Annotated in this window: 18 protein-coding genes; 17 read left to right on the forward strand and 1 reads right to left on the reverse strand. The window is 47.6% G+C overall.

The annotated features are described in order from the left end of the window. Positions 1–43 precede the first annotated feature (43 nt). Entirely contained in the window at positions 44–2,194 is a 2,151-nt protein-coding gene (locus D7Z26_RS14170; protein WP_158602311.1) for an S-layer homology domain-containing protein, read from the forward strand. Positions 2,195–2,496: 302 nt separating this feature from the next. Here the strand turns inward: D7Z26_RS14170 and D7Z26_RS14175 are convergent, their stop codons facing one another. Beyond that, positions 2,497–2,928, reverse strand: a complete 432-nt coding sequence (locus D7Z26_RS14175) for a sensor histidine kinase (protein ID WP_120977642.1) — start codon at positions 2,926–2,928, stop codon at positions 2,497–2,499. Positions 2,929–3,097: 169 nt separating this feature from the next. Here D7Z26_RS14175 and D7Z26_RS14180 point away from each other — a divergent pair, with 169 nt between their 5' ends. The 16 genes from D7Z26_RS14180 to D7Z26_RS14255 all read left to right on the forward strand — a co-directional run bounded on the left by D7Z26_RS14180 (position 3,098) and on the right by D7Z26_RS14255 (position 25,540). Beyond that, positions 3,098–3,763 carry a GntR family transcriptional regulator gene (locus tag D7Z26_RS14180; protein WP_120977643.1) on the forward strand — a complete coding sequence of 222 codons (666 nt, stop codon included), beginning with the start codon at positions 3,098–3,100 and terminating at the stop codon, positions 3,761–3,763. Between the two features lie 50 nt (positions 3,764–3,813). Continuing rightward, complete coding sequence (locus tag D7Z26_RS14185) at positions 3,814–4,575, forward strand: SDR family NAD(P)-dependent oxidoreductase (protein ID WP_120977644.1); 762 nt, start codon at positions 3,814–3,816, stop codon at positions 4,573–4,575. A 35-nt stretch (positions 4,576–4,610) separates the two neighbouring features. Next, on the forward strand, positions 4,611–5,708 hold the full coding sequence (locus D7Z26_RS14190; protein WP_120977645.1) for a mandelate racemase/muconate lactonizing enzyme family protein: 1,098 nt from the start codon (positions 4,611–4,613) through the stop codon (positions 5,706–5,708). Between the two features lie 14 nt (positions 5,709–5,722). After that, the gene (locus tag D7Z26_RS14195) at positions 5,723–6,550 is read left to right on the forward strand and encodes an amidohydrolase family protein (protein ID WP_120977646.1); all 828 of its coding nucleotides are present in this window, start codon (positions 5,723–5,725) and stop codon (positions 6,548–6,550) included. A 360-nt stretch (positions 6,551–6,910) separates the two neighbouring features. Then, positions 6,911–7,795: an AraC family transcriptional regulator gene (locus tag D7Z26_RS14200; protein ID WP_120977647.1), complete on the forward strand. Its 885-nt coding sequence runs from the start codon at positions 6,911–6,913 to the stop codon at positions 7,793–7,795. 27 nt (positions 7,796–7,822) lie between these two features. Then, positions 7,823–8,830, forward strand: coding sequence for a zinc-dependent alcohol dehydrogenase (locus tag D7Z26_RS14205; protein WP_120977648.1), 1,008 nt, complete (start codon positions 7,823–7,825; stop codon positions 8,828–8,830). Between the two features lie 24 nt (positions 8,831–8,854). Beyond that, the gene (locus D7Z26_RS14210) at positions 8,855–9,691 is read left to right on the forward strand and encodes a sugar phosphate isomerase/epimerase family protein (RefSeq protein WP_120977649.1); all 837 of its coding nucleotides are present in this window, start codon (positions 8,855–8,857) and stop codon (positions 9,689–9,691) included. Positions 9,692–9,844: 153 nt separating this feature from the next. After that, the gene (locus D7Z26_RS14215; RefSeq protein ID WP_120977650.1) at positions 9,845–11,242 is read left to right on the forward strand and encodes a glycoside hydrolase family 32 protein; all 1,398 of its coding nucleotides are present in this window, start codon (positions 9,845–9,847) and stop codon (positions 11,240–11,242) included. A gap of 13 nt (positions 11,243–11,255) precedes the next feature. Next, positions 11,256–13,313 carry a glutaminase family protein gene (locus D7Z26_RS14220; RefSeq protein ID WP_120977651.1) on the forward strand — a complete coding sequence of 686 codons (2,058 nt, stop codon included), beginning with the start codon at positions 11,256–11,258 and terminating at the stop codon, positions 13,311–13,313. Positions 13,314–13,463: 150 nt separating this feature from the next. Next, positions 13,464–14,654, forward strand: a complete 1,191-nt coding sequence (locus tag D7Z26_RS14225) for a GntR family transcriptional regulator (RefSeq protein ID WP_199731711.1) — start codon at positions 13,464–13,466, stop codon at positions 14,652–14,654. Between the two features lie 214 nt (positions 14,655–14,868). Continuing rightward, the gene (locus D7Z26_RS14230) at positions 14,869–17,877 is read left to right on the forward strand and encodes an alpha-mannosidase (protein WP_120977653.1); all 3,009 of its coding nucleotides are present in this window, start codon (positions 14,869–14,871) and stop codon (positions 17,875–17,877) included. A 41-nt stretch (positions 17,878–17,918) separates the two neighbouring features. Next, positions 17,919–19,094, forward strand: coding sequence for a GntR family transcriptional regulator (locus tag D7Z26_RS14235; RefSeq protein ID WP_233566909.1), 1,176 nt, complete (start codon positions 17,919–17,921; stop codon positions 19,092–19,094). Beyond that, entirely contained in the window at positions 19,091–20,032 is a 942-nt protein-coding gene (locus D7Z26_RS14240; protein WP_233566911.1) for a carbohydrate ABC transporter permease, read from the forward strand. Before D7Z26_RS14235 ends, D7Z26_RS14240 begins: the two co-directional genes overlap by 4 nt. Positions 20,033–20,056: 24 nt before the next feature. After that, positions 20,057–20,971, forward strand: coding sequence for a carbohydrate ABC transporter permease (locus D7Z26_RS14245; protein ID WP_120977654.1), 915 nt, complete (start codon positions 20,057–20,059; stop codon positions 20,969–20,971). 109 nt (positions 20,972–21,080) lie between these two features. Then, complete coding sequence (locus D7Z26_RS14250; RefSeq protein ID WP_158602313.1) at positions 21,081–22,502, forward strand: extracellular solute-binding protein; 1,422 nt, start codon at positions 21,081–21,083, stop codon at positions 22,500–22,502. 191 nt (positions 22,503–22,693) lie between these two features. Next, positions 22,694–25,540: a GxGYxYP domain-containing protein gene (locus D7Z26_RS14255; RefSeq protein ID WP_120977656.1), complete on the forward strand. Its 2,847-nt coding sequence runs from the start codon at positions 22,694–22,696 to the stop codon at positions 25,538–25,540. Positions 25,541–25,548: the final 8 nt, after the last annotated feature.

Consider the following 25,548-nt stretch of genomic DNA (forward strand, 5'->3'; position numbering starts at 1 on the left):
TGTAAAGGATAAATATTCCAAATTAGATAAGGAGAAGATGCATTTGAAAGGATTGCTTAGAAAGATATCTGCACTAACTGCTTTTACAATTCTAGGAATTATGCTGTTCCCGTTATTTGCTTCAGCAGCAACTATGATTCAAACTACTTATAATCATGACGCAAAAAAGCTTTATACCAGCGTGTATAGTACGGATCCATCAAAGGTCAAAGTTGAATATAAAGACCAGAATGGATTATTGCATCAAATGTCAAGCTCTAATACAGATTCTAGCACTGATATTGTCGGATATGATGATGCGAATGTACCTTATTACTCCAAGAATTATCAAGTAGATTTGAATGTGGCTCCGGAGTGCGTCAAGGCCACGGATGGAAATACCGTTTATGTGCCCAAGAAAGAATATTCTGAAAACCCTTGGGGAAAGTTTACTACTTATGATTATTCCAATGTGAATTTGGATGCCTATCGTATATCGGGAGAGCAATATTTTACTGAAGATCAAATGGGATATTATCTTAACCCAGGAGATGATTTATTTAGCTTTACTCCAAAAATAAGCAATAACGAAACCTTTGACGCTATTCAAGTAGAGTTTCCGTATGACTATATACAAGGCATTGAAACTGAAGTGGATTTTGAAAATATAAACGCAGATGATTTTGTGTTAGAAGATGTGACAGATGGTAAAACTGTTCTGATAGACGATTTGATTCGATACAGTGAAGGTTATAATAATGTCTTAATAATCAAATTTGCTGATGAATTAGTCGATGGCCACGAATATAAATTGAGTTTATCGGAAGATAGCATGAATGATAGCTTAATCTATCTGCCTGATGCTTCCGGTCTTGCAGCAAATGTTTATGCGGGGAAATATATTGAAGGTAACTACGAGATCAATGGTGAAATTTACTCCTACCATTTTGTCGACGGATATAATCTAGCTCGTTTTGCAGATGTTCCGAATACGCAGGGATCAGTACCTCTTGCTGAAAATGGGGAAACTACGGGGTGGGGCGAACTTGAGCAGCCCGGCAGTTGTGTTCAAACTTATACATCGCCAATCACGACAACTCCGACAGACACGACTCCCCCCGTGTCTAAAGATAATCAAGTAATTAGCGAGAAGGATTTAAAAAATTCGCAAAATGGTAAAGTGAAAGTCGAGCTAGAAAACGGCAAGAAAGAAGTAACGCTGCCTGCCAACGTCACGACCGCGCTTGGAGATAATAAACTCGAAGTGCGTAACGATAAAATTTCAATCGAAATTCCAACCGATGTATTAAAGCAGCTTGAAGGATTGGTCACCCCCGAGGAATTGAAAAATGCCAGCATCTCTTTTAAGTTCGATCAAGTCTCACAAGAAGATGCCGGGAAGCTGATTAAAAATAAAGACGGCATAACATTAGCTGGGGATATTTATGAATTTCAGATCTCCATCACGACAAAGGATGGTAAGGAATCTAAACTTAGCAGCTTTAATAAACCGATTTCAATCAAGCTGAAAGTAAATAACAATACAGACAAGAACTTACTTGGTATTTACTATATATCGGATAGCGGTCAATTTGAGTATGTTGGAGGGGAAGTCGTTGGCGGTGAAATCGTTGCCAATATCCAACACTTCAGCAAATACGGGGTATTGGAATACAATAAAATATACGTTGATGTTCCTTCCTCTCATTGGGCAAATCAAGCGATCAAAATTTTGTCTGCCAAACATATCATTTCAGGGGTCAGCACAACGGAGTTTGCACCATCCCGAAATACGACACGAGCCGAATTCGTATCATTGCTTGTTAATGCATTAAATCTCAAAGCTTCCGGAAAAGCTGCGTTTACGGACGTGGATTCGTCCAAGTCGTATGCTTCCGCAGTGGCGGCCGCGTATGAAGCTGGAATCGTAAGAGGAAAAAGCGAAAACCTGTTTGCGCCTGACGCTTTAATCTCCCGTGAAGAAATGGCCGTGATGATTACTAAAGCGTTCGAAATTAAATCCGGCAAAAAAGCGGGCGAAGCTGCTCAAAGTTCTTTTACTGACAATGCGCAGATCAGCTCTTGGGCGAAATCATATGTTAATGTAGCAGCCGAGTTGGATTTAATGAAAGGAAGCGGCGGCAAATTCTCGCCTCGAAATAACGTAACTAGAGCAGAATGCGCACAGATTATTCTAAACTTCATAACAAAATAGATATTTGCAAATAATCTTCGAAAATGATGAAAAGTGGTTGAGTAGGATTGAATTCCATTCAACCGCTTTTTCAATTGCCGATATATTCACAACTAGTAATGCTACTGAGCAGGAAGTGAAACCAACGCTTCTAAGAAAAGTGGCGATCCATCATGCCAGGAGTGGCAGACCAAAAGATATATTCCCCTTATTAGGACAAAGAAGCAGGTGTAACCTGCTTCTTTGTCCTTTTTCGCTTCCAACTTTCGGCTTCTTTATAAACTGTCTTCAGTCGATTATGCCTTTACGCGGAGGTTATTTCTTCATCGGCAGAAGAATTTCCACTGTAGTGCCTCGTCCTGGTTCACTACTGAAATGAGAATGGTGCCTTGTTCTTCATCGCTTTCCAGAATTCCATGAACAATAGCATTCTCCACGATCGGCTGCAAGGTAATTTTGGAGATGGGGCAGTCGAGGAGTTTTTCGGGCACATCGATAATCAGACGGATCGAATCGGGATATCTCAGATTTTGAATGGCCGCGTAAGCTTTCACATGCTCGAGTTCATCCTGCAAACTTACGTAATCCTGACCTTTGTTCAGCCCCAGCTTATAGAAAGAGACGAGCTTCTGCACCATGTCCGAAATGTCCGGCAGCCGATGATTGATAGCTACGCAATTGATATAGTCCAGCGAATTATAGAGCAAATGAGGATTGATCTGGGCTTGCAGCGTGCGCAGTTCGGAATGTTTCAGTTACTGGCCGAGTTGAAATTGCTCCGTCAGCAGGCCGGATATTTTTTGCGACATATAGTTATAAGTTCGTACCAGCTCCCCCAGTTCATCTTTGCTGGAATATCCTTGTAAAAACGATTCACCCTTGCTACAATAAATCGTGTACGATATATGAGAGAGGTACAAAGAAATGAAAAAAATGCTGAATCGCTACGTACTGACGGACGAAATCTATTCCCTCTTGAAGGACCGTATTTTGAACCACGATATAGCACCAGGCGACAAAATCAATATCGATCAATTGGGCCGCGATCTAGAAGTCAGTAACATTCCGATTCGAGAAGCTTTATCCAGACTCGCTGCGGAAGGTTTAGTCGATAACGTTCCGTTTAAGGGCATGTACGTGGCCAAAATGTCGTTGCAGGAATTGGACGAAATGTTCGAGCTTCGCATGGAATTAGAAGGCTTGGCTATCAGAAAAGCCGCGTCGAGAATACCTGTTTCCGAGTTGGAAAAACTGCAATCGGAAATGCAAAGACATTCTAACGTGGAAATCGCGGAAACCGAAGAGAGAATTCAATTTGTGGCGGATATGAACCGAGGGTTACACGGCTTAATATTAGAATACTGTAACAATGAATCCTTAAAAAATCTTGTCGAAATGTATATTGAAAAAATCCAAAGATACTTGTCGATGTGTCGGAAGGATCTGGGTCAAAAGCTGATTCATGACGAATGGGATGAACATATGCTTATCGTCCGGCAACTGATAAATAAGGACATTCAAGCGGCAGAGCAAGCTCTGAAGAGGCATCTGGAAAACTCGTACAAACGGACAAGAGAGTTCTTTGTATAAGTTTTTTTAGGATAAATCATGTACGATATATTATAAAGGAGAGTGTGCTCATGATTCTATCCGGGAAAACGACTATCGTAACCGGAGGCGCATCCGGAATAGGCGAAGCCATCGTCCGTTTATTCGCGGCGCAAGGGGCAAACGTTGTAATCGCCAATCGGACGGAGGCGGATGCCTCCCGTCTTACCGAACAATTGCTCTCCTCGGGAGCAAGCGTCATGGCCGTAAGAACCGACGTTTCCAAGGAAGAAGACGTTAAGGAACTCATACGTCAGACGATTGAGCGATTTGGTCAAATCGATAGCGTGGTGAATAACGCCGCAGCGATCATGCCCAAATACTTAGAAGAGTTTGAAGAAGAAGAATGGGACCGGATCTTCAACGTGAATTTGAAAAGCGTGTTTTTTATGATTAAACATTCAATCGCCGAGCTAAAGAAGACGCGAGGTTCGATCGTCAATATGTCCTCTCTCAACGGGTTAATCGGGCAAAAAATGAATCCCGTTTACGCGGCGACAAAAGGTGGAATGAATGCTTTGACGAAGGCATTGGCGTTGGATTATGCCCCTTATGGCGTTCGCGTAAACTGCATTTGTCCAGCTGGCGTTACAACGCCTTTACTGGATAAATGGATTCAACAACAGGATGATCCGATAGCGACCATACAGGACTTGAACGACATGCATCCGCTTGGGAGGCCGGCAACTTCCGAAGAAATCGCTCAAGCAACGTTATATCTTGCAAGTAGTCAATCCGGTTTCGTTACCGGCGTTGCTCTTCCCGTAGACGGCGGAGCATCGCTCGGTTATTAATAGATTTTACTTTACCAGCAAGGGAGATGGATCAGATGAAAATCACGAAAGTGGAAAGTTTTGTCCTACACGTACCGATTACGCCTCCGATTACGGACGCCATTAACGTTGCGACGCATTGGGGATTATCCGGCGTTCGCATCTACACGGACGAAGGGTTCGTAGGATACGGTTACACGGGAACTTGCGCGCATGGCGACGATATGATCGTGGATACGATCGAGAAGTATTACGCTCCGTTGCTTATTGGCAAAGATCCGTTCATGGTTAAAGAGCTCTGGGACGACATGCGGTTCGGCAAAATGCACTGGATCGGACGGTCGGGCGTGACCCATATGGCGCTGGCGGCGGTCGATATCGCGTTATGGGATATTATGGCAAAAGCTTCGAATAAGCCGCTTTGGCAGCTTCTCGGAGGCGCTAAGTCTAAACCGATTAAAGCTTATAATACGAACGGCGGCTGGTTGAACTGGTCGAAGGAACGGTTGTTGAAAGACGTTACGGAAATCGTAGAGCAAGGTTTTACCGGAGTCAAAATCAAAGTCGGCAAGCCGGACCCGCGCGAGGACTACGATCGGTGCAAAGCGGTCCGCAAAGCGATCGGCGACGACGTTATTTTCATGATCGACGTGAACCAACAATGGAACATCAATACCGCGATGACATGGGGTAAGAAGCTGGAGGAGTTCGACTTGTTCTGGCTGGAAGAACCGCTTAATCCGGACGACATTATGGGCCACAAAAAGTTGGCGGACGAGTTAAATGTTCCGATCGCGCTGGGCGAACACGTATATAACAAGTATGCTTTCCGTGATTATATCCACCAAGGCGCCGTCGAATATTGCCAAGTCGACGTTACGCGGGTCGGCGGGATTACGGAATGGTTGCAAGTCGCCGGACTCGCTGCGTCTTATGATGTCCCGATCTGCCCGCATGTCGGGGATATGGGGCAAATCCACCAGCATCTCGTCGCCTCTACGCAAAACGCAATCATGCTAGAGTACATTCCGTGGATCAGACATATTTTCGTAGAGCCTGCTACCGTGAAAGACGGCCATTACGTACTTCCCGAAATGCCGGGAGCTTCGACCGAAATCATGCCTGAGTTGTTTAAACAATATCGCGTAAGATAGGCTGGTGAAAGGCGATGAAAATCGATGCGCACCAACATTACTGGAAACTTTCGCGAGGCGACTACGGATGGTTGACTCCGGATCTTTCGATTCTCTACAAAGACTTTTTGCCGGGTGATTTGGAGCCGATTTTAAGTGAGTGCGGGTTCGATAAGACGATTGTCGTCCAAGCAGCGGCTACCATTGAAGAAACGGAATTTCTTCTCGGCTTAGCTGAACGGTTCGATACGATTGCCGGCGTGGTCGGATGGGTGGATATCGAAAGCGACTATTTCGAATATCAAATTAATACATTAATGAAACATCCCAAGTTTGTCGGTGTGCGAATCATGCTTCAGGACATTGAAGAACCCGATTATGTCCTGCAGCCGCAAATCGTTAAGGGGCTTCGCTTGCTTGCGGATCGTGATTTTCCAGTCGATTTGCTTGTGAAGGAGCATCAGCTTCCTTCAATCGCCAAGTTGGTGAAACTCGTTCCGCATTTGAGGGGCGTAATCAATCATATCGGTAAACCTAATATTGCCTTGAAAGCGCTGGACCCATGGACGAAGTGGATCGATGAGATTGCGGCAAACCCGAATATTTATTGCAAATTATCGGGCATGGTGACGGAGGCAGATCATCGGCAGTGGACTCCCAGCGATATCGAGCCGTATATCCTTCATGCATTGAAAGCATTCGGAACAAAAAGACTTATTTACGGGAGCGATTGGCCCGTCTGTTTGTTGGCCGCTTCCTACTCGCAAGTCGTGGACGTCGCGGAACGCGCATTGCCTAACTCGACAGCTGCGGAGAGGGAAGATTTTTACGGCAATAATGCGTTGAGGTTTTATAAGCTATAAAAATAAAATGTTGCGTAAAGCCCAAGAGACCCGGGAAATCACCGGTTCCATTGGGCTTTTGCTGTACACTCTCCGGTACACGGATGGCGTGGAAGAGAATTGATGGGCCAGTCCAAAGTCGTTTTCCTTCGAGTCAACGTCGTTTTAGATAAAAAATCTTGTTCTGAGCTAAAGATTAAGGCGGATTAGATCCCTACAATTATAATGAACGCGTTTAATTACTTTCGAGGAGGAGAACAAAATAGAATTCAAAGGGTTTCAGTTATATTTGGAGAATAATCCAACAAGGATGTAGGGATTTGGCTACGAGCACTTGTTTATCAATTAGCACGAGCATGGATGAAGATGGGGGAACGAGCGATGGAAGCATGGATGAATACCATTTCTCCGCACGCTAGGATGGTTAAAATCGTAAAGTCCTCTACTCTTTCGGGAGAATGGGTCGATTTCGACCATGTGTTTACCTATATAGAACAGGGAGAAGCGGAATTTATTCTTAACGGGGTGAAGTATCTTGCGAAGGAAGGGGATATTTTCCTGATGCCTCCATTCATGCCGCATATTATTCGGACTACCTCGGCCGTTCCCTTAATTCAATACATCGTGCACTTCGACCTGAATTATGATGATGCCCGAAGCCGTTGGAAGGTTACCAGTCTCATTGATGAGGAAACAAAACAAATATCAGAAAATGAGATGGTGCTTGCAGACGTGGTCCCCGTCTCGCATTTACGAACAGCGGACCGTATCGAATTGAAAAGAAGATTTTTAATGTTGCAGAAAGTATTTCTGGACGAGAAACCTAATCATTTTTTGGTTGAAAAAGCGTTTTGTATTGAACTTCTCCACTTTTTCTTTTTGGGACAAGAGGGCGAGGCGAACCAAGAAGGTAAGCTTACCAAAGGATGGGGCTTACTCGAGAAGTCCATCCATTTCATTAATCGGAATTATTCGAACCCGGGTTTGGACAATCACACTATTAGTAAACATATCGGAGTATCAACTAATCATTTATCCTTTTTGTTTAAGGATCAGCTTAATATCACGATTCATAAATATCTCACTCACGTTCGTATCGAACAAGCTAAGCTCAGAATTATCGAAGGGAATCGATCGTTGACGGCCGTTGCCAAGGAAGTCGGGTTTTCAAGCATTCATTTATTCAGTAGGTCCTTTAAAGCGACGGTTGGCATTACGCCAAGTCAATTCTATGCCGCGCATTCTAATATCCGTACGGGCGGTTAAAGTTTAACAAAAGAGGAGCTTACTGAAATGAAGAATAAACAAATCGTATTTACGGCACCTTGGCAGGTTGAGGTGCGGGAAGTCCCGATGTCCGTTCCGGAACTTGGAGAGTTTGAAGCGATTGTGAAAAAGAGGTATACGTTAATTAGTCCAGGTACCGAGTTGGCGTGTTTATCAGGGAATGAAGGATGGTTTGGAATGCCCGGGATTCCGGGATATTCTTCGGTTAGTGAAATTGTTGGCGTGGGCAAAAGCGTGACCGAGTTTAAGAGCGGCGATCTAGTTTTTCATTATGGCGATCACTCGGCTTATCAAGTCGTCTCTACTAAAGGCGTATTTATGAAAGCCCCGTCAAATGTGCCGATAACGTGGGTTCCTTTCACGAGAATGGCGACGGTGGCGTTTACTTCGGTACGGGTATCGAATATCGAGTTAGGAGATCATGTTGTCGTTACCGGATTGGGGTTGATTGGGAGTATGGCTTCCCAATTGGCTAAACTGCAAGGGGCGAACGTTATTGGCATCGATCTATCCAACCAACGCTTGAAGATGGCGGAATCGTTTGGGATTGATGCTGCGTTGCATGCTGGAAGAGAAGATATACGGGAGGCAGTGTTACAGCTTACACACGGCCAAGGGGCATCGTCCATTATCGAGGCAACAGGAGTTCCGAAAGTTGCCGTTGATAATTTGCCTTTGCTTGCAAAGTTCGGAGAGTTGATTCTTCTAGGTAGTCCCCGAGGTGAATATAGCACTAACGTAACGGAGATGTTGAATTACGTTCATCTTATCAATTATGGAAGCGTCTCGATCAAAGGTGCGCATGAATGGCGTTATCCAGTTGAACAGGATTCTTTCTTGAAGCATTCCTTAGTCAGGAATTCGCGGATCGTATTCGATTTAATGGCGAAGAAGAAATTGCTTATCGTGCCTCTTATCAGTCATATTCTTAAGCCGGAAGAAGCGCCTAAAGCATATGAGGGGCTGAGAAATGATAAAGAAAATTACTCCGGCGTGTTATTTGAATGGATCTAATCTGAGCAAGTGGAGGTGAATGCAATGCTAAAAGGATTAACGCGAGCGGGTATTGGAGAATTGAGTTCCGATAAACAGTTCATAGAGTTAGCTAGTAAATATGGGTTTCAATCCGTTGAAGTTGATGCCGAGGCCTTGATCAACGAACATGGATTGAAGGGAGCGCAAGAGTTACTTGAGACGAACGGAATGGTTATCGGATCAGTTAACTTGCCGGTCGAGTGGCGTAACTCTGAACAGGAGTTTCTTGATGGACTGACAAAGCTGACGGTTCAAGCCCAAGCAGCGGTGTCCTTGAGTTGCCGAACATTTTGCACCTATATACTCCCGTCAACGAATCGTTCCCCTGCCGAGTTTGCTATACAAACGATTCGCCGCTTAAGATTGTGCGCGCAAATCATCGGAGGGTTCGGAATCAAGCTAGGAATAGAATTCGTCGGTCCGCATCATTGGAGAACGGCATTCAATCATCCGTTTATCTACAAGTTGGAAGATACTTTGGCTTTGATCGATGCGATTGGCTGTTCAAACGTTGGATTACTTCTGGATTCCTATCATTGGCACTCTAGCGGCTTAACTACGGCAGACATTGATCAATTATCGGCCAATCAAATCGTGTACGTGCACATAAACGATGCTAAGGCGCTTCCGATAGAACAATTATTAGATAACGACCGATTATACCCAGGAGAAGGCGTTATTGATTTGGTAGGCTTTTTGAGGAGCTTGCAGCGCATCGGTTATCAAGGAGTCGTAGCACAGGAAGTGATTGTGCCTAATACGATAGCGATGACGGCTGAAGATTCATTGATTCGCTCGCAACTTGGTTTTGAGCGGGTATTTTCAAACATTGAAGAATAGTATCGGGAAATTAGGAGGTCAACCTGAAGAAGGGTTGGCCTTTACTTTATTTAAATGAAAAAACATTATTGACATATACATATGACTATATTTATTATGGTTTTTATATATCAAATATAATCATCAGTGAAGGAGTGAACGGAGGCGAAGGCGGTGTCGCAATACAGGCCGATCTATCATTTCATGCCGGAAAGCAATTGGATGAACGATCCGAACGGACCGATTTATTATCAAGGGGAATATCATCTGTTCTATCAACATAATCCGGATAAGCCGGAATGGGGAACGATCCACTGGGGGCATGCGAAAAGCAAGGATCTCGTTCGTTGGACACATGAACCCATCGCTTTGTACCCTTCCATCGAGTTGGGGGAAGAACACTGCTATTCGGGCTGTTGCGTAATTAACGATGAAGGTATTCCTACGATATTGTACACGAGTATCGGCCCGGGGGATCGCAATGCGACAACAGGGGCTCAGCTATGGGTGGCGCACAGCTTGGACGGGATGAGAACCTGGACGAAATCGAAGTTAAATCCTATAGTCCCGGCACATATTCATGGATCCTTGCGCGTAACCGAATGGAGGGACCCCAACGTTTGGAAGGAACAAGACGGTTGGAAAATGGTACTGGGCGGCACTTCGGAAGGCAAGGGAGGCGCATTGCTTTACGTTTCCGATAATCTGGAAAGCTGGACGTTCCAAGGACATTTCTACCGGTCGGACCGAGACGAAGCGCTCTGGGAATGTCCTCACGTATTTCGTTTCGGCGAGCGTTATGCTCTGATCTACTCGCCAAACGGACCTGTTCGTTATTATACGGGAACGATCGGTAACGACAACGAATTCGTTCCCGAATACAGCGGGATCGTCGATCACGGCGGCTGGGAAGGGTATTACGCCGCGACCGGTTTCGTAGATGGATTAGGACGCCGGATCCTATGGGGATGGCTGCCCGAAGGGGCTAGAGGAAACGATTTCCCGGTCGAAATGAATGCAGCGGGCATCCTGTCGTTGCCGAGACAAGCCGAGCTTAAACCGAACGGCAAGCTGGGGTTCCGTCCCGTAATCGAGCTAGAGCAGCTCCGGGGAGAATGCTATCATCGCGAAAATATGTTATTGACCGGAGAGGTTATGGATACGGGAGTAAGCGGGCGGGCATTGGAGCTGCAGGTCGATATCGAACCGGGCGATAACCGTTCCTCCTTTCAAATGGCGGTTCTTCGCTCGGCCGATGGAGAAGAACAAACGACCATCCGTGCGGATTTCGTTACCGGTACGATTTCGATAGATAGAATGCGATCCAGCTTATTCCCGGGCACGCATAAGAGCGTGATTCAGGGGCAGCTTCCTGCGGGATCGGGGGATTCGATCCGGCTGCGAATTTTCGTTGACCACTCAGTTGTCGAAGTGTTCGCCGGCGACGAGACTTGCCTGACGACGCTCGTCTATCCTTCCAGGGATGACAGTATCGGGGTAGCTTTAAGCGCCGAGGGCTCCGCCGTGCATGTGAGTCGATTGCTAATATGGGAAATGCGTTCGATTTGGTAACCTATCATACCTAATGAATGAGAAGGAAGGGTGTTGTTGCATGACGCAAAGACAAACTACGCTTCGACCGCCTGCGGTCCCGCTTGTGACGGTAGACCCTTATTTTAGCGTTTGGTCATCGGCCGATCGTCTCACGGACGATTTTACGCGCCATTGGACGGGGCAAAGGCAAGCGATGACCGGATTGATCCGAATCGACGGGAAATGTTGGCGCTTTGCCGGATTAGTAGAACCTAGCGCCGATAGATACTTTACGGAACCGCCGGCTATGAAACAAACCCGGTTGACGGTCACTCCGCTCAGCAGCGCTTATACCTTCGAAGCTTCCGGAGTGGCGCTGGACGTTCGGTTTACGACTCCGTTGCTGATGGATGATCTGGATGTGATGTCGCGTCCCGCGTCCTATATTTCTTTGAAGGTCCGTTCGACGGACGGAAACCCTCATGACGTGAAGATCTATTACGATGTTACGGGCGAGTGGTGCGTAGACCATCCGCGACAATCCGTCGTCTGGGAACAAGGGAAGAACGAAGGAATCGTCTGGCAGCGGATGAGCCACGACCAACAGCGGGTTTTGAACAAGTCGGGAGACGATTTGCGGATCGACTGGGGCGATTTCTATCTCTGCGCGCGGAGCTCCGATGGCGTTACGGTTCATACCGACTCGGCCGAGATTCGCAAATCGTTCGCGAGAACCGGAGAGGTAATTGCCGGAAAAGCGATTGAAATGCCGCTCGAGGTCTCCGAAGGAAAACCTGTGATGGCTATCGTATTCGAAGTCGGGGAATTGCGCGAGGAGACGGTGGAGAACCTGATCGTGCTCGCATACGACGATATTGATGCCGTTGAATATTTCGGGGATAAGCTTCAGGCGTATTGGAAAAGAAACGGGAAAAACGCCATGCAGATGATCGCCGACGCTTTCTCGGAATACGAGAATCTCGCGAAACGATGCGAGGAGTTCGACGATCGGGTAATGAAAGACGGCTTGAAGGCCGGCGGGGAGAAATACGCGGATATTCTCGCGCTGTCCTACCGGCAGGCGATCGCCGCTCATAAACTCGTAACCGATTCGAACGGGGAAGCGTTGTTTCTGTCCAAAGAGTGCTACAGCAACGGCTGCATGGCTACCGTGGACGTAAGCTACCCTTCAGTTCCGTTATTCCTTCTGTATAATCCGGAGCTCGTGGTAGCGATGATGCGGCCGATTTTCAAATATGCCCGAAGCGAAGCTTGGCCTTTCGAATTTGCTCCCCATGACATCGGGCAGTATCCGCTCGGCAATGGCCAGGTATACAGCGATAACGCAAGGGAAGGCCAAATGCCCGTCGAGGAATGCGGAAATATGCTGATTATGGCAGCGGCTGCTTGTTTGGCGGGTGGCGGTCGATCGAATTTCGCGCTTGAGGATATGGAGTTATTGGAACAGTGGACACAATACTTAACGGAATTCGGTCTTGATCCGGACAATCAGCTTTGCACGGACGATTTCGCCGGGCATTTGGAACGAAACGCCAACTTGTCCGTTAAAGCCGTTATGGGCGTTGCGAGTTACTCCATTCTTATGGCGAATAGGGGGAACGCGGCGGAATCCGATCGTTATATGAACGTCGCAAGGGATATGGCCGCTCAGTGGAAAGTCCTTGCGGACGACGGCGATCACTCGAAGCTTGCGTTCGGGCAAGAGGGAACATGGAGTTTGAAGTATAACCTGATATGGGACTCCGTGTTCGGTACCGATTTGTTCGGCGAGGAGACGACCCGCAGGGAAGTGGAGTGGTATTTGGGCAAGCGAAACGAATACGGCACTCCGTTGGATAACCGGGAAACCTATACGAAAGCGGATTGGCTTATCTGGTCGGCTGCCCTGGCAACCGAACGCGAAGATTTCATAAAGTTAATCGAACCGCTGTGGAAGATGTTGAACGATACTCCCGATCGGGTCGCTTTCTCCGACTGGACCGACACGGTTACCGCCCGCCAGCTGAATTTCCAGCATCGCAGCGTCGTCGGAGGGTTTTATATGAAATTGTTGAAAGACAGTGGAGTTAAACGAACAGAGTCCGTGTAATGCAACGTAATTCTCTGAGGGCCGCTTTTCCGGAATTTCCGGGAAGGCGGTCTTCGTTGGTGGTTAGACCCAATCCGGCGGGGGTATTGACTAAGGTTGTCGGTTTGCTATAATTGACATAATAGATTTCAGCAAATAGGGGCAAAGATGATGAGTAACGAAAGACAACCATTATATATGCGGATTCAGGAGCATTTTAGGGATAGGATTACTTCCGGAAAGCTGACGGATGGCGACAAAATCCCTACGGAGAAAGAACTGATGGAGGAATTTAACGTTAGCCGGATTACGGTTGCGAATGCCCTTACCCAGTTGGCTAAGGATGGCTGGATATACAGAATTCCGGGCAGGGGAAGCTTCGTCCAAGGTAAGTCGGTCCCCCAGCCTGTCGAGCCATCCCTTTCTGCCGGGGAAGAGGTAAACGACATTCAACCGCAAGCGGCGCCGGCGGCGGAAGCCTTCAAATCGGTATCGGCGAACAACCGCCAAATGATCGGCCTGTTAATTCCGTCGTTAGAGGACCACTTCGCGCTTCGGTTGATTCAAGGAATTAATTCAATTCTGGACGAGAGTCGCTATTATTTAGCTATCGTCCTCACGAATCATAGCAAAGACAGGGAAAAAGAAGCGATCATGGAGCTGATTCAAAAAGGCGCGGTAGGTTTGCTGATTTTTCCGATCGATGCGGAAACTTATAACGAAGAAATTCTCGCGTTGAAAATGAAAAATTATCCGTTCGTATTGATCGATCGGAATTTGCCGGGAGTCGAGACGAATGTAGTAAGCTCCGATAATTACTTGGGAGGACAATTGGCGGTTTCTTACTTGTGGGATCTGGGACATCGGGATATCGCCATCGTAACGGATTCTCCGCTTTCCACGATTACGGTCGAAGGGCGTATCGCGGGTTATATGGAGGCGTTAAAGCAGAAAAACGCTTTGATCAATCCGACGCTGATCTTGACCGAATTCACGATCGATTATAAAAAAGGCATCGACGACCGTCATCCCTTGTATCGATATATTCGGAATAAATTAGCTACGGCTTACATCACGTTAAACGCGAAGTTGGGCCTTCATATTGCCGCGATTGCCCAGAGGTTGGATCTTCGCGTTCCCGAGGATCTATCCATTCTGACTTTCGACGACCCTTCTTCGGGAATCGACGAGTCGGGAGCCTACACGCATATCGCTCAATCCGAACTGGAAATTGGCAAACAGGCCGCCGAAGTGTTGGTAGGGCTGCTGGATCATAACGATGCTCCGCTAGGGAAATACAGTAAGATTATTTTGCAGCCGAAGCTGGTCGTGCGTAAATCGACAGGGCCGACAAGCAAATAAGAAGCATTCAATCGACATAAAGCGAAACTCTTTGTCACCCCATAGGGGCGTGGCGAAGAGTTTTTTTATTTTCGGGAGTGGCTTGACGAGTAATGCTATACTTTTCGAAAAAATGAATTGAAATATCAGATATATATGATATATTTATATCATTGAATAATAAGTAAGGGTTCTAATCGAATGTCTTATCAGCTTAATGGGGATGGTGCAGCGTATGCCTTACGAAACAATTAAGATCGAAAAACTGAAAGCGACACTCAATCGGATTCAAAAACATATTTACACGCCTATTGCTTCTTTGGAAGTTACGGCTTACGTAACTAAGGAGCCGGTTGCGTTCGATCAGCGAAGAAGCGGATTGGAGATGGGACTAAAACCGGGAGATAAATGGGGTGAATTGTGGGATTGCGCATGGTTTCGTTTTACCGGGTCCATGCCTGGTACGGCGGTTGGAAAAAAAGTCGTGCTTCTCATTGACGTCAATGGCGAGCTCTGTTTGGTAGACGACGAGGGCGCGCCGGTTCAGGGACTGACGAATGTGAATTCCGAATTCGATTATTCGCTTGGTTTGCCGGGCAAACGGGTCGTGCACATAAGCTCTTGCGCAACGGGCGGAGAGTCGATCGATCTGTGGGGGGATGCCGGGTGCAACGATTTGTTCGGCCATTATCGCAGCGGTACTTTGAAGGAAGCGGACATCGCGATCTGCAATGAAGAAACCAGGCGGCTTTATTATGATTTCGAGGTGCTGCTGGAGTTGGTAGAGCATCTCCCGGAACAATCCGCGAGACGAATTCGCGTGCGGCACGCATTATATGAAGCGACGCTTGTGCTTGCGGAGATGGCGGAAGAAAATATTGTTGCGGCGCGGGAAATTCTTGCGCCGGAATTGGCTAAGCAAGGAGGGGATTCGTCGCTATCGATCAGCGCCATTGGGCATGCGCATATCGATCTTGCTTGGTTATGGCCCATTCGCGAAACGATTCGCAAAGGTGCGCGGACATTCTCCACCGCTTTGCGGATGATGGAGCAGTATCCGGACTACGTATTCGGCGCAAGCCAGCCGCAGCTGTATTTATGGATGAAGCAATATTATCCGAAATTGTACGACCAGATCAAAGCGCGTGTCGAGGAAGGGCGCTGGGAAATACAAGGAGCGATGTGGGTGGAGCCCGATTCCAATCTGGCCGGCGGCGAAGCGCTCGTTAGGCAAATTTTATACGGCAAGCGGTTTTTTCTTCAGGAGTTCAATCGGGAGATGAAGATTTTGTGGGTCCCCGATATATTCGGTTATAGCGCAAGCTTACCACAGTTATTAAAGCAATCGGGTGTTCCTTATATGGTCACGCAGAAGCTTTCGTGGAGCGAATATAACGATCATCCTCATCACACTTTTATGTGGGAAGGATTGGATGGCAGCAAAGTGCTGACGCACTTGCCTCCGGAGGATACTTACAACAGCCCGGCGGCGCCGAGATCGATCGTTAAAACGGAGCAGGATTATTTGGATAAAAATATTTCCGGTCACGCTTTGATGTTGTTTGGAATAGGCGACGGCGGCGGCGGCCCGGGAGAAGAGCATCTAGAGCGGTTGATGCGCGAAAAGAACTTGCAAGGTTTATCTCCCGTGACGCAAGAGCCGGCATTGGATTTCTTCGAAAAGCTGGATTCGCAAGCGGAGCGGTACAAAGTCTGGCGGGGCGAGCTTTACCTGGAAAAGCATCAAGGGACTTTGACCAGTCAAGCCAGGAATAAAAAATACAACCGACAAATGGAGAAGGCATTAAGGGAGTTAGAGTTCGCGGCTACTATTAGCTTGTCGCTCGGGAGGGCTTACCCGGCGGATGAATTGGAGCTCATATGGAAAGAAACGCTCTTGTATCAATTTCATGATATATTGCCCGGCTCTTCCATTGCGCGCGTCTATGAAGAATCTCTTGCGAGATACGAGGAGCTGCTGTCGCGGGTAGAGGCGCTGATTGGCGAGTATTACGGGCGACTGGCTGCTGGGATTGATTCGCGATCGTTCGATCGGCCGGCCGCGGTCTTCAATTCCTTGCCGTGGGAAAGGAAAGAATGGTTGCAAATTGACGGTAGCTGGATTCGGGCGACGGTTCCTTCTATGGGCTATCGAGTCATCGAAACGGCAGTCGCTGCTCCTTTGGAGGAGTTCAATCTTGCGGCTACGCCCGATATGCTTGAGAACGAGTATCTAAAGATTAGCTTTCACGCCGATGGCAGTATCCTCTCCATCTTCGATAAAGGCTTGGAACGGGAAATCGTCGCCGAGGGAAGCCGGGCGAACGTGCTGTCGCTCTATCATGATAACGGGGACGCTTGGGACTTTCCGGCCGATTACTCCCGAATGAAGGCGATGGAAATGGGTTTGCCGTCCGACATCAAAGTTTATGTAGACGGCCCGAAAGCGGTCCGAGAACAAACCTATCGTTTCGGCGAATCGACGCTCGTTCAAAAAATCCTCCTGACTTCGCAAAGCAAAAGGGTGGATTTCGAATCGTCCGTCGATTGGCTGGAGAACGAAAAGATGTTGCGGGCTTCCTTCCCGGTTCGGGTGTTTACGGATGCCGTTAATTGCGATGTCCAATTCGGTCATATCAAGAGACCGACGCATCGCAATACGTCGTGGGACAGCGCGAAAGACGAGATATGCGCCCATCAATGGATCGATTTATCGCAGCATGATTTCGGGGTCGCCTTATTGAACGATTGTAAATATGGATTCAAGGCCGAGGGGAACGTGCTTGACATTAACTTATTAAGAAGCCCATCGGCCCCGGATCCGACATGCGATCGAGCGCGGCATCGATTCGTGTACTCCCTGCTTCCGCATGGCGGCGATTTCGTGCAAGCGCAAGTATACAAAGAAGGTTATGCGTTAAACGTTCCGCTTCGCGTCATTGGGATCTCTTCGAGCGGCGGGGATGAGGCGCAAAGCAATTCGTACTACCAAATCGATTCGCCTCACGTCATGATCGAAACGGTAAAAAAGGCTGAGGATAGCGATGCCATTATTATTCGCCTCTACGAAACGTCCGGAACAAGCCTTACGACGGACTTCCATGTAAAAGCGCCGTACGGCAAAGCGGATTTGGTTGATTTAATGGAGCGTGAGCTCGAAGAGATCGCGCAAGGCAAGGGAACAATGACTCTTAGCTTTACTCCTTTTGAAATCAAAACGATAAGGTTGTCGGGATCCGAATGAAACTGGGAAGGAAGCGGATTATCGAGGGGGGAGGGATTGCTTTGATTAACGAGGTCAGAGTACCGCTGTATCTGCAGATTCAAGAGCATTTCAAGACTCGGATTCTGACGGGGGATCTTAAGGGGGAAGATCAAATCCCCTCGGAGAAGGAACTGATGGAGCTCTACGGGGTGAGTCGAATTACGGTGGCCAACGCTTTGGGGGAGCTTGCGAAGACGGGGTGGATCCATCGGATTCCGGGGAAGGGGAGCTTTGTGCGGACGAGGGAATTGGCTAACATCGAGGAATCCAAGTCAATCGAGCGGGCCGGTGCAAGCGCGGATCGCGCGATGTTGAATAAACGAATCGGGCTGATCATTCCCAAGTTGGAGGATTTTTTCGCTATTCGTCTATTGAAAGGAATCAATAAAGTTTTGAATGCCAGCGGATGCGAGTTGGTTATTTATTTGACCGAAAACTCGGGCGTTCGGGAGAAGGAAGCTATCCAACAGCTGATTCGTATAGGCGCGGAAGGTTTGTTGATCTTTCCGATCGACGCGGAACAATACAACGAAGATATTATCAAATTGAAAATGGAAAATTTCCCTTTCGTGCTTATTGATCGCTATTTGCCCGGTATCGAAACAAGCTACGTCAACTCCAACGGCGGCTTAGGGGCGGAAATGGCCGTGAATTACTTGTGGGAGCTTGGACATCGGAATATTGCCATCTGTTCGGATTCCCCATCTATGACCGTGACGGTTCAAGATCGGATTAACGGGTATATTCAAGCCTTGAAGCTGAAGGAATCCATGATTAACCCGACGCTCATTCTTGCGGACTTTACGATCGAAGAAAGCGAGAGTGACGAAGAAAATCATCCGTTATTTCAATTGATGAAGAAAAAAATGGCTACCGCGTATATTACGTTGAATTCCCGCCTCGGGATTCGCGTATCGGAGTTGGCGGAACGAATGGGTCTTCGCGTGCCGGACGATATCTCTATCCTGACTTTCGATAATCCTTACATGGAGATGGGTCAAGAAGGCGTTTTATCCTACGTTTCGCAATCCGAAGAAAAGATCGGCGCCGAGGGGGCTGAAATCTTGCTGCGGTTATTGGGCGGACGCGGAGAACCTACTGCCCAGCCATCCTACTTCAGAAAAACATTGAATCCGAAGCTGGTTATTCGGGATACGACGGGGCCCCAAAATAAAGGATATGAGGTGAGACAGTGAGTGAGTACAAGTTGAAAAAGAGTGCATCCTTGACTTCGAAGCTTGCGGCACCGGTGGGATGGAAGCGGTTTCGCAGAAGGCATGCGGACGCGATCACGGCAACGATTATTTTGGGGCCGATGATCTTATGGTGGGTCGTTATGTATGGAATTCCGTTTTCTTTTTCTTTCTTTTTAGGATTTTTCGAATGGATCGGAATTAACGATCATCCGAAGTTTGTCGGCCTTCATAATTTCGTGCTTTTTTTTCAAGACGAATCCTACGTTTCCGATTTATTGCGTTCGATTTGGATGGGCGGCCTAATCATGTTGTTGGCCATGATAGCCGGTCTGGGCGCGGCTTTGTTAATGAATTTGCCGCTATTCGGCAAAGGCATTTACCGTACGATGTGGTATGTTCCCGTGGTTACTTCGACGGTGGCGACGACGCAAGTGTTGATCATCTTATTGAACCCGATTAACGGCGCTATCAATCAAGCGATAGAGGCATTAGGGTTCGAGCCGATCTTGTGGCAAACTTCCGTCTTTTGGGGCGTCGTGCAGATTTGTATCTACTCTATGTGGAAGGGGGTTGGCACTCAAGCGCTTCTCTGGTTAGCCGGCTTGCAATCCGTCGATCCCGTCTTGTACGAAGCCGCGGAAATAGACGGTGCCGGACGAGTCGCGAAATTTATCCATGTCACGATACCCGGCGTTAAACCGATCGCGACATTTATCGTCATTACAGGATTGATATCGGCCGTTCAGATCTACGAGCAAGTCGCTTTTTTGACCAATGGAGGCCCTTACGGTCAAACGGAAGTATTGGTCTATCGGATTATCGCGGACGGCTTCTTCAACTTTAACTTAGGTATGGCTGGCGCATCCTCGGTCATTCTGGCTTCTATCGTTTTTATTGCCTCTATTTCTTACTATAGGTTATCCAGAGATAAGGATTAAGCGAAAAAAGAGAGGAGGAATGATATGCTAATCGCGATTAAGAAACAGCTGAAGCCGCAATATTTGATCGCTCATGTTATTTTGCTTGGCGGAGGGTTGATATTGGTTTATCCGCTAGTCTTCATGTTCATGGCGAGCTTGTTTACGAAAAATGAATACAACACCTCGGCAATCGGTCTATTACCGATAGCAAAGCATCCTACATTAAGCAATCTGAAGCTGCTATTCTTCTCTTCCGTCGATAAACAAACGAGTTATTTATACGTCAACTCGATATACCGAACGCTTTACGCCACGTTTTTTGCCGTTCTGACCTCTTTATTAGGGGGGTATGCATTTGCGCGATTGCGTTTCAAGGGAAATGGCGTATTGTTCATGGCGCTATTGGCTACGCAAATGATTCCCGGCGTAATCGGGTTGCTGCCTACTTACTTGGAGCTATACCGTTTTCCATTCGCGGGGGGGAATCATATTTTTACGGGAGGTAAAGGGTTATTCGATACATGGTGGGTGTATATCCTCTTGAATGGCGGGTCCATCTATATTCTGGGCGTATTCCTGGTCAAGCAGGCTCTGGAGAGCGTGCCGAGAGAATTGGATGAAGCGGCTAAAGTAGATGGCGCCAGTACAATAAGGCTAATATTTCAAATATTAATGCCATTACAGAAGCCTGTACTCGCATATATAGCAATTAAGGTATCTATCGATACATGGAATGATTGGGCGGTTCCTTTCTTTTATACGAACAACAGCAAGCTGCAAACGCTAGCTTCCGGATTGTCTAAGCTTACGGCATTTGCCGGAGCGCCGGGCTCCACGGCCAATTATCCCCGTATGATTTCGATAAGTCTATTGCTTACGGTTCCGAGCGTGCTTTTGTTTTTTATTTTCCAAAAGTTGATCGTGCAAGGCTTGGCTAATTCGGGAGTAAAAGGGTAATTATCGATTAGTTATAATAAATATAACGTATTGTGCATTAATGAATTATATGATATATTTAATTCGAACTTACTTTGGGCTTAAATATGAGAGGGGAATGAAAATGGTCTTGAAGAGAAAAACGTCCTTTTTTCTATCTGTAGCACTCATTACATGTCTTACGTTAGCGGCTTGCAGCAATAATAATTCCAAATCGGATTCTAGCGCACCGGCTTCTTCCGATACGCCGGCCTCCTCCGAAGCTGCGCCTTCTTCAGAAGCGCCTCCTGCCGACCCCGTCAAGTTAACGGTCCTATTGGACGGAGCGATGATGCTCGGCAACTACGATGACCCGGAAGAACGGCTTAAACAATATGACCAAGACTTGAAAGACGGCAAAATTACGGGCAACAAAAACGATGAAATGCAACGTGATAACCTCAAATACTTATCCGAGAAGCTTAAAAGTCAAAATATTCAGCTTGTAGCGCCGGATTGGGGTTGGGCCGAGCCGTTGATTCAAAAAGAGTCGGCCGCGTTCCTGGCTAATGACGGCCCGGATATTATCGTAGGAGAAACGCAAATGCCCGGTTTTGCTTTAGCGGGTAATCTCGAACCGTTCCCGGAAGATCTTGCTGCTAAGATTAGAGCAAACGTTGCGGAAGCCGCTTGGAAGCCGATGGAAGTCGACGGAAAAATATACGGATTAGCTCCGGATCCAGGCGTTAACATTCTCTATTGGAATAAAAAGATCGTTGCGGAAGCGGGACTTGATCCTGACAAAGCTCCGGCGACTTGGGATGAATTGTTAGCGAATTCGAAAGCTATTTTCGAACACGGCAAAGCATCCGCCGGCGGCGTTTATGGCGGTCCGAACTTTGGGGGGTACTTACGTTTTGGCGCGTTTATGAAATTAGCCGGAGGAAACTTCGTTGATAGCAAAGGCGCGCCGACTATCAATTCGCCGGAAAACGTAAAGGCATTCGAATTCCTTCGTCAAATGAACAAGTACAACAAACCGGGCATCGTTTCCGCTCTTGAAGAAGGAACGTTCTTCCAAGCGTTTGACAAAGATCAGATCGCTTATCAAGTAAATGGACCTTGGGTTATTTCGGGATGTATCGAACAGAAGAAAGAATGCGGCGTTGCTCCGCTTCCGATTGGACCTGCCGGCACGCCGGGTAACGTTACGATCGGAGCCGCGTTCCAAAGCGTTCCGAAGTATTCGAAGCATAAAGAAGAAGCGTTTATGGTTATCGAAGAACTGATGGGCGACACCATTCAACAAAATATCGCTAATGCGGGCGTTAGGGCTCCGATTTTGAAGTCCATCACGGAATCCGATGCTTATAAAGCGGCTCAACCGGAATTGTATGTATTCGCCAAAGGATTGCAAGGCGACGTAGTCGGATTGCCGACCTTTAGCGGTGATGCGAATAAAGCTTGGCAAGCCATTGGAGAAGCGATGACGAAGACGATGGTTACGGACAAACCGATTGCCGACTTGCTGCGGGATGCGCAGGATAAAATCGTCGCGGCCGGCAAGAAGTAATTTTTATTGAACGGGTTCTATTGAATGAAGGCTTAGGAGATATGGCGTTTATAGCATATCCCCTAAGCCTTCTTCATTAAAGCTAATAATATTTGAAGAGGAGGTAGATAATCGATCTCGAATGCAGTGCTTCGTTTGTGGAGGAAGTAGATTGCGCTTGCGTTTAAACCTAACCATTAGGAGGAGAGTTAATGAAGTCGAAAAGAATGTTAATGATGTCGCTGATCGTTACGCTGATAGCGGCAACCGTTCAATTCTCCGTATCCGTGTCCCATGTCGCTGCTGCGATCAATTGGCCTTCGAATCAGGTTCTTCCCTCGTTTTCCGCTCCCGCAGCTACGCTTGACGTGATGGATGTGACGACGGAATTCAAGTACCAGGCGGAAGGCACGCAAGTGGGTCACGGGACGGGGCGCTTAGACGGGAACGGGTGGCTGGTGCAAACGGGTATCGATGCTCCCCTTCAGCATATGGTTTACGGACCTTATGCAACGAATATACCGGTAGGAGCAAATACGGCGTTCTTTGATATAAGCATCGATAACAACACCGCGAACAACGCGGTGATGGTAACGGTGGATGTTCGGGATAATACGAACGGAGCGATTCTGGCTACGAGGGATATTACAAGGCAAGAATGGACGGGCGTCTACTCGTTTCAGAGATTCGAACTGCCTTTCAATAACGCTACGGCGGGGCATGCTCTCGAATTCAGGGTGTACTGGTGGGGCGGATCGTATATCAAAGTAGACGATGTAGGAACGAATCCTAAAATATTGGGAGACGAAGCGGTCTTATTCACGACGCTGAAAGGCCTCGTCAACAAAACGCAGCCTCGAATTTACACGTATGACGATGCCGTGCGGGGAGAAGACGGAAAGTACAATTGGTTGAATTCGCTAGGGATAGGACACACGGACGTAACGGACAACTACAGTCTCATTACCAAGTACAAAAGCGAGATCGGCGGTATCGTCATCTACGATGAAGCAGTCCCGGATACGATCAATCTAGCGACTACGTTTGCTTCCCTTAATAAAGGAATCGTCGCTTCGCCTTCATTGGTAACGAAACTAACCTCTGCTCCGTATAGCCTGCCCATACTCAAGGACTTCCGCGGCATGTTTACGACTAAGGTCCAAGTATACCAGTACTTATACAACAACTATTGGTCGTTAGTGACGCACAAGATTCTCGCCGGGATAAACCCGCAGATTAAAGGTTTCCTGCGCGATTATGCAACTGCGGTCGGGACTGCGGCGGTATGGCTTAATCCGGCCGTGCCTGCCGAAGATACGATACTAAGACAGTTTCTGACGGATATGCCGCATGACGGAACCGGAACGTACATGGGGTGGTGGCCGGATGAAGGGCAAGGCGTAACGAGGACGTCGGAATACGGGGTTACGACGATCGCGAGCGATTTCGCGTCTAACTTGACTGTATTCGGCGGAACTTCCAGAACGGTGAACGTCAAGCCATTGGCGAATAAGCCTCCGTTGCGCAACAAAATTTATGTATCCTTGATTCTGAGCGATGGAGATAACTTGCAGTATTTGGAGCATCGGTTCAAAACGCCGTGGCTATGGGATAGCGCGAATAGAGGGACGATCCCTCTCGGTTGGACGGTGTCTCCCGCCATGTTGGACGCGATGCCCGGAGTGTTGAACTATTTATACAATACGGCAACCCCGAATGACAACTTGATCGGCGGACCTACGGGGGTTGGCTATACGTATCCGAACTTATGGACGAATCAAAGCTATCTGAATAACTATGTTGCGCTGAGTAACGATTATGCCAATCGATCGGGCTTGAAGGTCATTACCGTGTGGAATACGATCGTCGGCGGAATCAATCCGAACGTGGGCAGCAGCTTCGCCGCGTATGCGCCCTCGCTCTTGGGCTTAACGGGTATGCAAGCGGGCGGTCAAATTACGCAATATAACAATATATTGCCTACTCAGGCGCTTAACGCCACCTATTGTTATTCCCAGGCTACCGTCATCTCGGAAATTAACGGCGCGATCGCCGGATGGAGCGGAACGGCTCCGAGATTCGTATCGATCCAAGCCAATCCGTGGGATGTATCTTATCAAATGCTCGTCAATGCCGTCAATAATTTCAGCGGCAATAGTAACATCGTGTTCGTGACGCCGGATAACTACTTCCAGCTCATGAGAGAGTATAACAATTTGCCCGTAGACCCATCGACCGTGGTCAAGACGTACGAGGCGGAAAATACGAGCTATGCGACTTCGCCGTTTAATCATAGCGTGGGTCGGGCGGACGGCGACGCCTGGTCGGCGAACGTTGCCCAAGACGCCGCGGATTTCATGCTGTGGGGGCCGTACGTAACGACATTGCCGGCGGGCCAGCTCACGGCAACGTTTAAGATGAAGATCGATTCTATTACGGGAGTTAACGACAATGTCGTAAGGTTGGATGTTCGCGATAGTACGACGGGGCAAGATCTGGCGGCGTTTGACGTTTACAGGAATCAGTTCAAGGCTGCGAATACGTACCAGGATTTCAGTCTGAATTTCACTAACGTTACCGGCCATCAGCTCGAGTTCAGGGTAGGGTACAAAGCTAAAGCGAAAATCAGCGTCGATAAGGTAACGGTAACGACCAGCATAGGCAAATATGAAGCCGAAGGAACGGTTGTAGGCCATGCCACTGGGCGCGCGGTCAGCGATGGGTGGCAAGCGAATCCTACTCAGGATACGGCGATCCATATGTCCTATGGACCGTACGATGCGAACTTGCCGGTTGGTAATCGCAAGGTTACCTTCAGGCTGAAGGTGGATAACAACACGCTTAACAATCTGCAAGTGGCGGCAATCGACGTTTGGGATGCGACGGCGGGTACGACCGTTGTTTCGCAAAATATATTAAGGCAGCAATTTACCGCCGCGAATCAATATCAGGATTTCAGTTTGACGTTTAACAATACGACGCTTAATCATCAGTTGGAATATCGGGTTTATTATAATGCCGTCGCAACGATAACGTTGGATAAGATTACGATTAACTGATGGGTTCT

The sequence above is a fragment of the Cohnella endophytica genome (assembly GCF_003628305.1).
In the GTDB taxonomy this organism is placed as follows: Bacteria; Bacillota; Bacilli; order Paenibacillales; family Paenibacillaceae; genus Cohnella; species Cohnella endophytica.